Origin of the sequence: Streptomyces pyxinae, from assembly GCF_024756275.1 — a bacterium.
In the GTDB taxonomy this organism is placed as follows: Bacteria; Actinomycetota; Actinomycetes; order Streptomycetales; family Streptomycetaceae; genus Streptomyces; species Streptomyces pyxinae.
Genome location: NZ_JANUGQ010000003.1, coordinates 119,093 through 132,653 on the forward strand (window position 1 = coordinate 119,093; position 13,561 = coordinate 132,653).

At 72.6% G+C, this 13,561-nt stretch carries 12 protein-coding genes and 2 tRNA genes; 7 read left to right on the top strand and 7 right to left on the bottom strand.

Translation table 11 applies throughout. From position 1 onward, the window contains the following. The first annotated feature begins 230 nt into the window (after positions 1–230). Both NX801_RS05400 and NX801_RS05405 read left to right on the top strand, forming a co-directional pair. On the top strand, positions 231–1,040 hold the full coding sequence (locus tag NX801_RS05400; protein ID WP_258786105.1) for an RNA polymerase sigma factor SigF: 810 nt from the start codon (positions 231–233) through the stop codon (positions 1,038–1,040). Positions 1,041–1,272: 232 nt separating this feature from the next. Then, positions 1,273–2,196: an RNA polymerase sigma factor SigF gene (locus NX801_RS05405; RefSeq protein ID WP_258785820.1), complete on the top strand. Its 924-nt coding sequence runs from the start codon at positions 1,273–1,275 to the stop codon at positions 2,194–2,196. A 307-nt stretch (positions 2,197–2,503) separates the two neighbouring features. Here NX801_RS05405 and NX801_RS05410 read toward each other — a convergent pair whose 3' ends face one another. Beyond that, positions 2,504–2,722 carry a hypothetical protein gene (locus tag NX801_RS05410; RefSeq protein ID WP_258785821.1) on the bottom strand — a complete coding sequence of 73 codons (219 nt, stop codon included), beginning with the start codon at positions 2,720–2,722 and terminating at the stop codon, positions 2,504–2,506. Between the two features lie 179 nt (positions 2,723–2,901). Here NX801_RS05410 and NX801_RS05415 point away from each other — a divergent pair, with 179 nt between their 5' ends. The 3 genes from NX801_RS05415 to NX801_RS05425 all read left to right on the top strand — a co-directional run bounded on the left by NX801_RS05415 (position 2,902) and on the right by NX801_RS05425 (position 7,083). Continuing rightward, on the top strand, positions 2,902–3,360 hold the full coding sequence (locus NX801_RS05415; protein ID WP_258785823.1) for a MarR family winged helix-turn-helix transcriptional regulator: 459 nt from the start codon (positions 2,902–2,904) through the stop codon (positions 3,358–3,360). Between the two features lie 181 nt (positions 3,361–3,541). After that, a complete protein-coding gene (locus tag NX801_RS05420; RefSeq protein ID WP_487403416.1) occupies positions 3,542–6,013 on the top strand; it encodes an MFS transporter in 2,472 nt (823 codons plus the stop codon). Between the two features lie 254 nt (positions 6,014–6,267). Beyond that, positions 6,268–7,083, top strand: a complete 816-nt coding sequence (locus NX801_RS05425; RefSeq protein ID WP_258785825.1) for a YceI family protein — start codon at positions 6,268–6,270, stop codon at positions 7,081–7,083. Positions 7,084–7,312: 229 nt separating this feature from the next. On the opposite strand, the gene NX801_RS05430 is transcribed toward NX801_RS05425, so the two are convergent. From NX801_RS05430 to NX801_RS05445, 4 genes are all read right to left on the bottom strand, one after another. Further along, positions 7,313–8,134: a TetR/AcrR family transcriptional regulator gene (locus NX801_RS05430; RefSeq protein ID WP_428986065.1), complete on the bottom strand. Its 822-nt coding sequence runs from the start codon at positions 8,132–8,134 to the stop codon at positions 7,313–7,315. A 34-nt stretch (positions 8,135–8,168) separates the two neighbouring features. Next, positions 8,169–9,710, bottom strand: a complete 1,542-nt coding sequence (locus NX801_RS05435) for an MFS transporter (RefSeq protein ID WP_258785826.1) — start codon at positions 9,708–9,710, stop codon at positions 8,169–8,171. Between the two features lie 163 nt (positions 9,711–9,873). Then, positions 9,874–10,626, bottom strand: a complete 753-nt coding sequence (locus tag NX801_RS05440; RefSeq protein ID WP_258785827.1) for a response regulator transcription factor — start codon at positions 10,624–10,626, stop codon at positions 9,874–9,876. Positions 10,627–10,777: 151 nt separating this feature from the next. Beyond that, the gene (locus NX801_RS05445) at positions 10,778–10,924 is read right to left on the bottom strand and encodes a hypothetical protein (RefSeq protein ID WP_258785828.1); all 147 of its coding nucleotides are present in this window, start codon (positions 10,922–10,924) and stop codon (positions 10,778–10,780) included. Positions 10,925–11,297: 373 nt separating this feature from the next. Here NX801_RS05445 and NX801_RS05450 point away from each other — a divergent pair, with 373 nt between their 5' ends. Next, the gene (locus tag NX801_RS05450; protein ID WP_258785829.1) at positions 11,298–12,281 is read left to right on the top strand and encodes a nuclease-related domain-containing protein; all 984 of its coding nucleotides are present in this window, start codon (positions 11,298–11,300) and stop codon (positions 12,279–12,281) included. Between the two features lie 107 nt (positions 12,282–12,388). Here NX801_RS05450 and NX801_RS05455 read toward each other — a convergent pair. Next, a tRNA-Arg gene (locus NX801_RS05455) sits at positions 12,389–12,461 on the bottom strand. A gap of 195 nt (positions 12,462–12,656) precedes the next feature. Beyond that, a tRNA-Ser gene (locus NX801_RS05460) sits at positions 12,657–12,747 on the bottom strand. 283 nt (positions 12,748–13,030) lie between these two features. Between NX801_RS05460 and NX801_RS05465 the strand changes: the two genes are divergently transcribed. Next, positions 13,031–13,486 carry an SSI family serine proteinase inhibitor gene (locus NX801_RS05465; protein ID WP_258785832.1) on the top strand — a complete coding sequence of 152 codons (456 nt, stop codon included), beginning with the start codon at positions 13,031–13,033 and terminating at the stop codon, positions 13,484–13,486. Positions 13,487–13,561 lie beyond the last annotated feature (75 nt).

The following is a 13,561-nucleotide window of genomic DNA, read 5'->3' on the forward strand; positions in this document are numbered from 1 at the left end:
CCGGTCCGCCGCCCCACCCTCCGGCCTTCCTCCGGCCCCCGGCCTCCGTACCACCCGTGGCACGGAGGCCTTTTCATGCCGTCGACCGCCAACACGGTGGCGGCCGGTGCTTGCACAGGCTGGACATGTCTTGTGATGCTATGACCGCTTTTGCCGGGTTAATTAGCCCTAATTGTCCTAATTGGAGAGGGGTGGCATCGACCGTGCCGGCCAGTACGACGCCTCACCAGGTGCCGCCCCAGAACGAGCCGGAGACCCGCGCCCAGCAGCGCCAGGGACGCGCCGCCGACACCCGGGCGCTCACCCAGGTGCTCTTCGCCCAGCTGAAGCAGCTGGAGCCGGGCACCGCCGAGCACGACCGGGTGCGCGGGGCGCTCATCGAGGCCAATCTGCCCCTGGTGCGGTACGCGGCGGCCCGCTTCCGGTCCCGGAACGAGCCCATGGAGGACGTGGTCCAGGTCGGCACCATCGGGCTCATCAACGCCATCGACCGGTTCGACCCGGACCGGGGCGTCCAGTTCCCGACCTTCGCCATGCCGACCGTGGTCGGCGAGATCAAGCGGTACTTCCGGGACAACGTCCGGACTGTCCATGTACCGCGCCGGCTGCACGAACTCTGGGTGCAGGTCAACGGCGCCACCGAGGACCTGACCACGGCACACGGCCGGTCACCGACCACGGCCGAGATCGCGGAGCGGCTGAAGATCTCCGAGGACGAGGTGCTCTCCTGCATCGAGGCGGGACGGTCCTACCACGCCACCTCCCTGGAGGCGGCCCAGGAGGGCGACGGACTGCCCGGACTGCTCGACCGGCTCGGCTACGAGGACCCCGCCCTGGCCGGGGTGGAGCACCGCGACCTCGTCCGGCATCTGCTCGTCCAGCTCCCCGAGCGGGAGCAGCGGATCCTGATGCTCAGGTATTACAACAATTTGACTCAGTCTCAGATCAGTCAGGAACTGGGCGTCTCCCAGATGCATGTCTCCCGGCTGCTGGCCCGCAGTTTCGCCCGTCTCAGGTCCGCAAACAGAATCGACGCCTAACCTGATTGGGTAAATTAGCCCGGCCTCGGTCGGGCGGCCAAAAGCCACATACCCCCACCTCTCGGCGCGGATCCCCCTCTCACATGTCGACAAGTCACTACAGCGTGTTGCCGACATGTGACATTCTGCTGGAACCGCGTTTGCCGCAGTCCCGCCGCCGGTATTCAGGTGGAGGCTGCGTTCCTTCGATGGTCGCGGCCTCGCGACCGTTCCGCGACCTCAAGGGGGTGGCATGTCCGCAGAACAGGGCAGCTCGAAGGTGCTCACGCTCACGCCCGAAGAAGCGTCCGCGCAGACGGTGGCGGGGCCGGTCATGGGGCCGGTCGCGGAACCGGCCGGGCCGGGCGGGGCCCCCGCCGCGCTCCTCGGCACCTCGGAGGCCATCGACACCCGTACGCTCTCCCGTTCCCTGTTCCTCCGGCTGCGTGCCCTCGACACGCAGGGCGTAGGCCAGGACGCCCCGGAGCGGACGTATGTACGCGACACCCTCATCGAGCTGAACCTGCCGCTGGTGCGGTACGCGGCGGCCCGCTTCCGGTCCCGGAACGAGCCGATGGAGGACATCGTCCAGGTGGGCACCATCGGGCTGATCAAGGCGATCGACCGGTTCGACTGCGAACGGGGCGTGGAGTTCCCGACGTTCGCGATGCCGACCGTGGTCGGGGAGATCAAGCGCTTCTTCCGTGACACCTCCTGGTCGGTACGGGTGCCGCGCCGCCTCCAGGAGCTGCGGCTGGCGCTGACCAAGGCGGGGGACGAACTGGCCCAGAAGCTCGACCGCTCGCCGACGGTGGCCGAACTCGCGGCCGTTCTGGGGGTGTCGGAGGAGGACGTCGTCGACGGCCTCGCGGTGGGGAACGCGTACACCGCCTCCTCGCTCGACTCGCCCTCGCCCGAGGACGACGGCGGCGAGGGCTCGCTGGCGGACCGGCTGGGCTACGAGGACGCGGCGCTGGAGGGCGTCGAGTACCGGGAGTCGCTGAAGCCGCTGCTGGCCAAGCTGCCGCCGAGGGAGCGGCAGATCATCATGCTGCGATTCTTCGCCAATATGACGCAGTCGCAGATCGGCGAGGAGGTCGGCATCTCCCAGATGCATGTCTCCCGGCTACTCACCCGCACCCTGGCCCAGCTCCGCGAGGGCCTGATCTCCGACTGATCTCCGGCCGATCTCCGGCCAGTTGATCTCCACCTGACTGGTCGCTGGCCGACCGATCTCCGCCCGGCCGATCTTCGCCTGACCGGTCTCCGGCCGGCCGATCTCCGCCTGACTGGTCGCTGGCCGGCCGAAGATCGGCCGGCCCCCGGCTGAGCCACGCGTACGTCTCGCACGGTGCGCGCGACGGAAAGAGCGGCGGCGCCACGGGTCCGGGCCCGGGGTGCCGCCGCTCTTCGTGTCCGCTCCTTCTTGTACGCCTATATACGCGCAGGTGCGCGGGCCCCGGTGAGGCGGGCGCGCGAGGAGATCAGCCGACGGCCAGCCACACCACCGCGGCGACGATCACCACGGCCGCCACGATCCCGGCGATCACGCCGACCCGGGGGCCCGACGAGGCCGCCGGGGGCGGGGTGTGCCGGCGGCTCTGTGGCGCGCCCTCGTCGACGAAGGCGCGGAACATCTGCGTGCTGCCGGCGGGGTCGTGGTGGCCCTCGGGGCCCTGGGGAGCATGGGGGTTGTGTGCCATGGGCCAGGACCCTAGCGAAACCGGGCGGACCGCCCAACCCGCGGCCGCCCCTACCGGGGTCGCTGCGGATCATTGACCGATTCTTTGCCGTGACTTGGTACGTCTTGGTCCATTTTCGTTTGCCTGTGGCAACCAACCTCTTCTATGGTTGCCCTAAGCAACAAGAAGCTGGGGGTGCCATGGCGGAACGGAGTCAGTACGAGGAACTGGCGCGGCAACTGAGCGCGATCGGTGCTGTGAAGCGCGGTCTCGCCCGGATGCTGCCCGCCGAGTGTCCCGCCGGATCCGCCGCCGTCCTGGCCTTCCTCGACCGGTACGGCGAGATGCGGATGAGCCGCCTCGCCGAGCTGCTCGCCGTCGACATGTCGGTGACCAGCCGGCATGTGGCCCATGTCGCGGAGCGCGGCTGGATCGAGCGGGAGCCGGACCCGGGTGACAAGCGGTCCCGGATCCTGCGGCTCACCGCCTCGGGCAAGAAGCTGCTGGACGAGCTGGGCCGGCGCTCGGCGGACCTGGTCGCCCACCACCTGAGCGACTGGTCCGACGACGAGGTCGGGCAGCTCAACGCCATGCTGGCCCGGCTCCGGGACTCGTTCGGGGACTGCCGGAGCCACGCCACCCGTACGACCGCTTATTGACGGTCTCCGGCCGGCGCGGATTCCGTACGCCGGCATCCGGCGCCGGCCGGCACCGACCGGTCACGACGTACACGACAGGCACACGCACACGTAAAGGAAGTTCATGGCTACGACCACACCAGCCGGTGTGCGGGGCGGCCACGCCAAGCATGGGGGGCACTCCTCCTCCGACGGCGCGCCGATGACGCACCGGCAGATCATGGAGGCGCTCTCCGGGCTGCTGCTCGGAATGTTCGTCGCCATTCTGTCCTCGACGATCGTCTCCAACGCCCTGCCGCAGATCATCAGCGACCTGGGCGGCGGGCAGAGCGCGTACACCTGGGTCGTCACCGCCTCGCTGCTGGCGATGACGGCGACCACGCCGCTCTGGGGCAAGCTCTCGGACCTCTTCTCCAAGAAGCTGCTGGTCCAGATAGCCCTGGTCATCTATGTCCTCGGCTCGGTGGTCGCCGGGCTCTCGCAGAACGCCGGCATGCTGATCGCCTGCCGGGTCTTCCAGGGCATCGGCGTCGGCGGGCTCTCCGCCCTGGCGCAGATCGTGATGGCCGCGATGATCTCGCCGCGCGAGCGCGGCCGGTACAGCGGCTACCTGGGCGCCACCTTCGCCGTGGCCACCGTCGGCGGTCCGCTGCTCGGCGGCGTGATCACCGACACCGACTGGCTCGGCTGGCGCTGGTGCTTCTACGTCGGTGTGCCGTTCGCGGTCATCGCGCTGATCGTCCTCCAGAAGACCCTGAAGCTGCCCGTGGTCAAGCGGGAGGTCAAGGTCGACTGGGGCGGCGCCTTCTTCATCACCGCCGCGGTCTCGCTGCTGCTGATCTGGGTCACCTTCGCGGGTGACAAGTACGACTGGCTGTCCTGGCAGACGTACGTCATGGTCGCCGGCTCGCTGCTGCTCGGCGCGGTCTTCCTGCTGGTCGAGTCCAAGGCCGACGAGCCGATCATTCCGCTGCGGCTGTTCCGCAACCGCACGATCACCCTGGCGTCGGTCGCCTCGCTCTTCGTCGGTGTGGCGATGTTCGCCGGCACGGTCTTCTTCAGCCAGTACTTCCAGCTGGCCCGGGACAAGTCCCCGACGATGTCCGGTGTGATGACCATCCCGATGATCGGTGGTCTGTTCATCTCCTCCACCGTCAGCGGCCAGATCATCACCAAGACCGGCCGCTGGAAGGCATGGCTGGTCAGTGGTGGCGTGTTGGTCACCGCGGGCCTCGGGCTGCTGGGCACCATGCGGTACGACACCGCGTACTGGCACATCGCGATCTACATGGCGATCATGGGCCTCGGTCTCGGCATGATGATGCAGAACCTGGTCCTCTGCACCCAGAACCAGGTGGCTCCCGCCGACCTCGGCGCGACCTCCTCGGTGGTGACCTTCTTCCGGTCCCTCGGCGGTGCCGTCGGCGTCTCGGCGCTGGGCGCGGTCATGGCCAACCGGGTCACCCACTACGTCAAGGACGGGCTCGCGGAGCTCGGCCCGCAGGGCGCGGCCATGGGCCACGGCGGTACCGGCGGCGGGGGCATCCCCGACCTGGACAAGCTGCCGGCCCCGATCCGCACGGTGGTCGAGAGCGCGTACGGGCACGGTGTGGCCGACGTCTTCCTCTACGCGGCGCCGTTCGCGCTGATCGCCTTCCTGGTCACCCTGTTCATCAAGGAGGTCGCCCTGAAGAGCACCATGGGCCACGCCGCCGCCCCGGAGCCGGTCCCCGCCGGTGCCCCGGCCGCCGGCGCCACCGCCGGGTCCGCGGGCTTCGCGGGGCCGGCCGAGTCCGCCCTGGAGTCGACCGTGGAGCAGCCCGCCGTCGGATCGGAAGTCACCGTCCAGAACGGCCAGGGTGCCCGGGGTGAGCAGGACGGGCAGACCGGGCAGCCGGTCGGCGGGTACGGCGTGCCGGTGAGCGGCACCGTACGCACCGCCGAGGGCACGGCCATGCCCGGTGCCGCCGTCACCCTGATCTCGCTGGCCGGGCGCCAGCTGGGCCGCGCGGTCACCCAGGCCGACGGCGGGTACGCGCTGGACGCCCCGGGCGCCGGCTCGTACGTCCTGATCGCCTCGGCCGACGGCTTCCAGCCGCAGGCGTCCACGGTGGTCGTCGGCGCCGAGCCGCTCGGCTACGACATGCTGCTCTCCGGCACCAGCGGACTCGCCGGAGTGGTCCGGGCGGCCGAGGGCGGGGCTCCGCTCCCGGACGCCATGGTGATCGTCACCGATGTACGCGGCGACGTCCTGGCCGCCGGGCGGTCGGAGGCGGACGGCGCCTTCACCTTCGCGGAGCTGGTGCCGGGTCCGGTGACCATCGCGGTCAACGCCGACGGCTTCCGGCCGCTGGCCCTGCCGGTGGAGATCGGCGGCCAGGGCGTCACCCGGATCGAGGCGCTGCTCCAGGCCGGTGCCCGGCTCCAGGGCACGGTACGCGCCGGAGCCGGCCGCCGTCCGCTGCCGGACGCCCGGGTGACCCTGGTGGACGCGGCGGGCAATGTGGTCGCCACCGCGACGACCGGTGAGGACGGGGCGTACGGCTTCGCCGACCTGAGCGCGGGCGACTACACGGTCATCGCGACCGGCTACCCGCCGGTGGCCGGGGCGCTCACGATCTCCGGCCACGGCGCGGACGGCCACGACATCGAGCTCTCCCACCCGGGGGAGTGACCCAGACTCGGGCGCTCTTAGCGGAGGCGCCCGATGGTGGGGGCGGCAGGCAGGGGACGGCCTGCCGCCCCCGTTCCGCTTGCCGGCGGCCCGGGCGCGTTTCAGCGCTTTCACACTCCGGTGCCCGCCGGACCGCCGGACCGGCGGGTTTCCGGCCTCCGGGCCTCCGGGGGACGGAACGCCGGACTTCCGGCCGCCGGACTTTCACACTTCCCAGCGACACGTACCGACACGTACCGAGGAGAGAAAACGGGATGGGACTGCACGCACAGGTACGGACGCGGGACGGCTGGGCGGTCCAGCACGCCGTGGTGACCGTGACCGACATGACCGGCGCCCAGGTGCTGCGGGCGGCGGCGGACGCGGACGGCGCGGTCCGGACCGGCGAGGCGCTGGCCCCGGGCCCGTACACCGTGGTCGTCACCGCCGTCGGGTACGCCCCGGCCGCCGCCACCGCGCTGGTGACGGCGAGCGGGCGGGCCGAGGTGGGCACGGTGGTGCTGGCCAGGGCGGGCGGCGTCGAGCTGCCGCCGCCGGGGGCCTGGTCGCTGGACCCGGCGCACTCCTCGGTCGGCGCGGTCGCCCAGCACCTGGGGATCTCCAGCGTGCACGGCCGGTTCACCGACTTCGGCGGCCGGATCGAGATCAGCCAGGACCTGGCCGCGTCCCGCGTGGAGGCGGTCATCGCGGCGGCCTCCGTGGACACCGGCAACGGCCTGCGCGACAAGCACCTCCGCTCGCCGGACTTCCTGGACGTGGAGACGTACCCGGAGATCACCTACCGGAGCTCCGGGCTGTCGCCGGCCGGCCCGGACCGCTGGACGGTTCACGGCGTGCTGGCCCTGCACGGCGTGGAGCGGCCGGTGGACCTGGACCTCACCTACCTGGGCACCGGCCCCGACCCGTGGGGCGGCGTCCGGGCGGCCTTCCGCGCGACGGCGGAGCTGCGGCGGGAGGACTTCGCGATGAACTACAACCAGGTGGTGCAGGCGGGCATCTCGGCGATCGGCACCACCCTGCGGGTGGAGCTGGACATCCAGGCGGTCCAGGGGGACCTCCCCCAGGCGTGAGCCGATCCCGGCCCCGGACGGCCCGGGTGTGAAGCGATCCGGGCGTCCGGCCCCCAGGCGTGACCGCCCCGGCCGCCGGGCGTGACCTGCCCGGGGCGGGGGCCGGTGGCCGGGGCGGGGGCCGGTGGCCGGGGCGGGGGTCGGTGGCCGGGGCGGGGGTCGGTGGCCGGGGCTGGGGCAGGTGGCCAGGGCTGGGCCGGGGCCGGGCGGCCGGCGGGCTCCGTCGGGCTCAGTTCCGCGGCCGCCGCCCCGCCGGGTCGTCCCGCATGGCCTCGATGCCCGCGACGAGGAGCCGCAGCGCGAAGTCGAAGTCGCGCTCGCGCATCTCCTCCACCGTGTCACCGCCCCGGGCCACCATCATCTCGGTGGCCTCGGCGAAGGTCCGCGCCAGTTCGGGGCGGCCGCCGATGGTCGCCATGGCCTGCTGGTAGTACTCGTCCTGGGTCATCCCGGCGCTCTCGCAGCGCCGCTTGAAATGGCCCTCGATGGTGCCGAAGCCGTACACGAACTGGAAGACCGCCGACATCGCCCCGGTCTGCCCGTGCGGCGGCACCCCGGTGTGGGCGACGATGCGGTGGACGCACCGGGCGAACGCCATCGCGTGCGGGCCGATGTTGAGGAAGTCGCCCATCAGCGGGGACACCCACGGGTGGCGGACCAGCAGCGACCGGTAGGCGACGGCCAGCGCCCGCAGGTCGTCGCGCCAGTCGCCGCCGGGCGCGTCCGGAGCAGGCAGCTCCAGTTCCCCGAAGACCGCGTCGATGGCCAGCTCCAGCAGGTCGTCCTTGGTGTCGACGTACCAGTAGACCGACATGGCGGTGACGTCCAGCTCCGCCGCCAGCCGCCGCATCGAGAACTTGGCCAGGCCCTCGTCGTCCAGCAGCCGCACACTGGTGGCGGTGATCCGGTCGCGGTCCAGCGCGCCGCGCTCCCGCTCGGCGGGCTCCGCCCGGCGGCCGCCCTCCGCCCGGCGGCCCCGGGCGCCGTCGGCGTCCAGCCAGACACTGGTCCGCGGCGGGCGTTTCGTACGGTCGGCCGGGGGCGGCACCATGAGCTTCTACCTCCTCGTCGCTGGCCTCCCGATGCTATGCCGGGGCGGCCTCCCGGTCCTCCGGCTCCTCCTGCTTCTCCGCCTGCTTCGTCTGCCGGCGGGCCCCGGCGGGCCGGCGCTCGGCGCGGCGGAGCAGCAGGGCCGCCAGCAGTCCGCCCGCCAGCACCGCGACCGCGCCGGCCAGCTGGCTGGTCTCCAGGCCGGAGGCGAAGGCGTCCGCGACGCCCGCCCGCTCGCCCGGCCCGTCCGCCGCCGCGAGGGCCGCCGGCAGCGAGGCGGCCGACACCCCGAGCAGCGCCGCGAACCGGGCGTTGAGCACGGCCCCGAGGACGGCCACGCCCAGCCCGTTGCCGAACTCCGCGAGGGTGCCGTTGATGCCCGCGCCGACCCCGGCCTTCTCCGGCGGGATGGCGCTCATCACCGCGTTGGCCATCGCGGGCATGGAGAGCGCGACCCCGGCGCCCATCACCACGAGCCCGAGCAGCATCCCGGGGTAGCCATGGGTGCCGCCCAGCAGCGCGATGGCCGCCAGCCCGGCCGCGACCAGGCCCATTCCGGTGCCGATCGCCCCCGGGGTGCCCATCCGGCCCACCAGCTTCGCGCCCAGGCCGCCGAGGTTGAGCACGACCACGGTGAGCGCCAGCGGAGCCGTACGCAGCCCGGCGTCCAGCGGACCGTACCCGAGCACGAACTGGAGGTGCTGGGTGAGCAGGAAGAGCGAGCCGGTCATGCCGAAGGCGACCAGAATGGTGCCGGCCACGGCGCCGGTGAACCGCCGGTCGCGGAAGAAGCGCAGGTCCAGCATGGGGTACGGGATGCGCAGCTCCCACCCGGCGAACAGGCCGAGCACCAGCAGCCCGCCGGCGGCGGAGAGCAGCACCCGCGCCGAGGTCCAGCCGTGGTCCGGGCCGGAGATGATCGCGTACACCACCGCCGTCATGCCGACCGTGGAGAGCAGCGCGCCGAGCAGGTCCGGCCGGTCGCCCTGCGCATGACGGGACTCGGGGACCAGCGCGGCGACCGCGGCCAGACCGACGACCGCGACCGGCAGGTTGATCAGGAAGACCGCGCCCCACCAGAAGTGGTCGAGCACCAGCCCGCCGAGCAGCGGGCCGGCCGCGAAGCCCAGCGAACTGACGGTGGACCAGATGCCGATGGCCCGGACGCGCTCGGTGTCGTCGAAGATCTGGACGACCACGGCGAGGGTGGTGGTCATCAGCAGCGCCCCGCCCACGCCCATCCCGGCGCGGGCGGCGATCAGCTGGGCGGAGGACTGGGCGAGACCGGCCACCAGCGATCCGGCGCCGAACAGGGCCAGACCGGCGAGGAGCATCCGCTTCCGCCCGTAGCGGTCGGCGGCGTTGCCCGCGGTGAGCAGCAGCCCGGACTGGACCAGGGAGTAGGCGTTCATCATCCACTGCACATCGGCGGTGGAGGCGTGGAGCTCCCGGGTGAGAGAGGGGACGGCGACGCTGAGGACGGTGTTGTCGAGCAGCACGGTGAGCTGGGCGAGGCAGATGACCCCGAGGATCAGCCAGCGCTGCGGATGGCCGGTGGCGGGCGTCGTTCGGGGCACGCGGGAACTCCTTGTACGGCGTACGGGCAACGAGCGTCATACACCGTACAAGCGCTCCCTGTACACCGTACAAGTCAATTTCCGCGCCCCGGCCGAGCCCCCGCCCTAACGGCTCCGGGACCGGCGCGGGTCCCGCGCCCCGGGTCCCGGGTCTCACCCCTGCTCAGACACCCGCCCCTGCCGCCGCACCGGCCCCGGCTCCGGTCCTGGTCCCCTGCCCCGCCGGCTTGATCAGATAGCCCGCGCCCCGGCGGGTGTGGATCATCGGCTCCCGCCCCGCGTCGATCTTGCGGCGCAGATACGAGATGTAGAGCTCGACCACGTTGGCGTGACCGCCGAAGTCGTACGACCACACCCGGTCCAGGATCTGCGCCTTGCTGAGCACCCGGCCCGGATGCCTCATCAGAAACCGCAGCAGCTCGAACTCGGTGGCCGTCAGATGGACGGGGACGCCGCCCCGGACCGCCTCCCGGCCGTCCTCGTCCAGCACCAGATCCCCGACCACCAGTGCCGCCGCCCCGGCCGGCCCGGCGCCGGACCGCCGGACCACCCCGCGCAGCCGGGCCACGACGTCCTCCAGCCGGAACGGCTTGGTCACGCAGTCGTCCCCGCCTGCCGTCAGCCCCGCGACCCGGGCGCTCCCGGAAGCGGCGGCGGCCAGGAAAACCGCCCGGATGCCCGGCAGTTCGCGCCGCAGCCCGGCCAGCGCCGCCAGGCCGTCCATGTCGGGCAGCACCGCGTCCAGCACCACCGCGTCGGGCCGGAACTCCCGGGCCGCGCGCACCGCGCCCGCCCCGTCGGCGGCACCGCGCACCTCCCAGCCCTCGTGGCGCAGGGCCATGGACAGCAGCTCGGCGACGGGCGGTTCATCGTCCACGACGAGCACCCGGAGCGGTGGTTCGGCGACAGCGGTCATGTCCGGCAGCCTCCCCGGGCACCCTGAGAGCTCCCTTTCCCCTTCCTGTGAAAGCCCTTAAGACCCGCCCGTCCCGTCCGTCCGGGCCTCCGGCGGGCCCGCCACCGGCCGTCCGGGGTCAGCCGATGGTGAGGTCGCCGCGTCCCGTCACCTAGCTGACGCCGCTGCTGAAACACCGGCGCACGTCCTTGGTCGGCACCGCCTTGCCCGAGAAGGGGCGGCCGGACATGAGGCCGGAGACGAGGGTGCCCTTGAGGAACGAGTCCATCGGCGTGCAGCCGCAGGGCGTGGTCCGCACCCGTCGCCCCCGCGGTCCCCACTGCCTCTATCACGCCTGTCGCCCCTGCTGGACCCGCCGTCGCCACAGCCGCTGCCGGCCACCGGGGCCGGGCCGGGGAGCGGCGATGTCCCCGCCGAACAGGCCGTAACCGCTTCGGCGGACGGCCCGTCGGCCGGGGCACCGTACGACGGCATCACGGAGGCACCGGCCCCCGAACAGCCGGACAGCGCGCCGGAGTCCGGCGGGCCCCCGCACCGAGCGGCGACGGCCGGCGTCGGCCACGGAGGCGCCGCCGTCGGGAAGGCCGGATCCACACGGGCGCTCTTGTGCGCCGGCGGCAGTCCTGATCGGATGGTGGCGCCGGACGTACGGGGGCTTGGGGGGCCGGAGCATGGGCGAGTTGCGGGTGTCGGAGTGGCGGCGCCACGGGCACGATCGGCTGTACGTGAACGCCCCGGGCGGGCGGACCGTCGCCTGGTTCGACCGGAAGACCGGGCGCGTCGAGGTCAAGGACGAACTCCTGCGGTCGGCCATCCTGGACGCCCTGGCCCCCCACCTCACCCGCCCCGGCCCACCGCTCTCCACCCCCCGCCCGGGCCCAGGCCCCGGTCCAGGCCCACTGCCCGCCACCCGCCCCGGCCCACCGTCCTCCGGTCCCCGGCCGGCGGTCGCACCACCCGCGCCGCTCGCATCACCCGCACCGCCCCTTTACCCCGAGCACGACCTGGCCCTCCACCGCCCCGGCGACCTTCTCCGGCCGAAGGCCAGGGAAGAGTCCCCGGCCGTCCTGCTGCGCTGCCTGAGGTGGCTGCTGGGGCGCCCGGTCCCCGCCGGCCCCTGGACGACCGGGCTGCGCGGCGAAAAGCTCGTCGGCCGCGAGCTGGCACGGCTCGAACGGCACGGCTGGCACGCGCTGCACTCGATACCGCTCTCCCCCACCTGGGACATCGACCACCTCCTGATCGGCCCCGGCGGCGTCTTCTCCCTCAACACCAAGCACCACCCCGCCAAAGCCGTCTGGGTCGGTGACCACGCGGTCCGCGTCAACCACGGGGAACCCCGCCCCTACCTCCGCAAGAGCCGCCAGGAGGCCGCCACCGTCAAGCGCGCACTCGAACGCGCCACCGGCTTCCCCGTCGACGTGACCCCGTTGCTCGTCTTCGTCCGCCCCGCCCGCCTCGACGTCGTCCCCACGCTCCGCGACGTACGAGCGCTCAGGGAGCGCGACCTGACGGCCTATGGGCGCGTCACCGGAAAGCTTCACCCCGGACAGGTGGAAGCCCTCTACACAGCCGCCCGCGACCGGCGCGCCTGGTCCGCGGCGACCCCCGTCCGGCCAGCGAGCCCGACCAGACGCACCCGGCCCGGCGAATGATTCGGGCCACCCGGGACGGACGTCCCGCGGGCCGCTCCCCCGGTTCATCCGAAGGTGGCCCCACGCGAGAGGCCCCCGGGGTGATCCCGGGGGCCTCTCGCCTGCTGTGCACTCGGCAGGATTCGAACCTGCAACCTTCTGATCCGTAGTCAGATGCTCTATCCGTTAAGCTACGAGTGCGTGTGACCTGAGCCACTCACTTGCTCTTCCTTCCGGGCTTTTCGGCCCGGTCGGCGTTGCGGGAACAACATTACATGACCTGGGCCGTAGCGCGAAATCCGTTGGTCGCACCCGGCCTGACCTGCGAAAACGACCCGAAGATCCCCGGAATGGCCGAAGCCCCGGCCGAGTGGGCCGGGGCTTCGGGTCGTGCTGCGGAGGCGGAGGGATTTGAACCCTCGATGGGCGGTAAAACCCAAACCGCATTAGCAGTGCGGCGCCATAGACCGGACTAGGCGACGCCTCCAGACCACCCGCGCGAGCGCGGATGGTGCGATGCAGATGATGGCACAGCCACAGGGCGTGTCACCAATCGCACTACACGGTACTAGGCGGGCGGGGTGCGGGGCAAAGCATTCGGCGGCGTCCGCCGGTGATCGTCCGCCGGCGGTGTCCGTCCCGGCCGGGGCGCGCCCGTCCCGGCCGGGGCGGCCGGGTCGCCGCGGTTGCGCAACGCCTCGGCCCGAGCGGCGTTAGACGGGTGGGAGCGCCGGGTGCCTCCCGTACGGATCCGTACCCCAGGAGTTCGAATGCTGCGCCGACTCGTCCTGACCACCGCCGCCACCCTCGCCGCCCTCGGGGCCGGCTCGCTCGCCTCCGCCGCGCCCGCCGGGGCGATCGGGCCGCTGCCGCTGCCGCTGTTCTCGGGCCCGGACAAACTGACCGTGACCGTGAAGGACAGCGGCAACCCCATGGCCGACGGCACCTTCGAGCTGACCTGCGGCGCCCGGACCGCCGAGGGCACCCACCCGAAGGCCCAGGGCGCCTGCGACCGGCTGGAGGAGCTGGCGGACGAGGGCCAGGACCCGTTCACGCCGGTGCCGAAGACCCGGATGTGCACCATGCAGTACGGCGGCCCGGCCACCGCCCATGTCACCGGCACCTGGCAGGGCCGGCCGGTGGACGCGCACTTCGACCGGAGCAATGGGTGCGAGATCTCCAGGTGGGACGCCATGAAGCCGGTGCTGCCGATGGCCCGGTCCTAGCCGGACCGGCACACAACCGCCGCCACGCCCTCACCGGCTGCCCTTAGACTCCCTTCCAGTGACGCGGTCCCGGCC

Bases quoted from the DNA above. Each gene is read 5' to 3' on its own strand.
- NX801_RS05405 (WP_258785820.1), top strand. From the start codon at position 1,273: ATGTCCGCAGAACAGGGCAGCTCGAAGGTGCTCACGCTCACGCCCGAA.
- NX801_RS05410 (WP_258785821.1), bottom strand. From the start codon at position 2,722: ATGGCACACAACCCCCATGCTCCCCAGGGCCCCGAGGGCCACCACGAC.
- NX801_RS05415 (WP_258785823.1), top strand. From the start codon at position 2,902: ATGGCGGAACGGAGTCAGTACGAGGAACTGGCGCGGCAACTGAGCGCG.
- NX801_RS05420 (WP_487403416.1), top strand. From the start codon at position 3,542: ATGACGCACCGGCAGATCATGGAGGCGCTCTCCGGGCTGCTGCTCGGA.
- NX801_RS05425 (WP_258785825.1), top strand. From the start codon at position 6,268: ATGGGACTGCACGCACAGGTACGGACGCGGGACGGCTGGGCGGTCCAG.
- NX801_RS05430 (WP_428986065.1), bottom strand. From the start codon at position 8,134: ATGGTGCCGCCCCCGGCCGACCGTACGAAACGCCCGCCGCGGACCAGT.
- NX801_RS05440 (WP_258785827.1), bottom strand. From the start codon at position 10,626: ATGACCGCTGTCGCCGAACCACCGCTCCGGGTGCTCGTCGTGGACGAT.
- NX801_RS05450 (WP_258785829.1), top strand. From the start codon at position 11,298: ATGGGCGAGTTGCGGGTGTCGGAGTGGCGGCGCCACGGGCACGATCGG.
- NX801_RS05465 (WP_258785832.1), top strand. From the start codon at position 13,031: ATGCTGCGCCGACTCGTCCTGACCACCGCCGCCACCCTCGCCGCCCTC.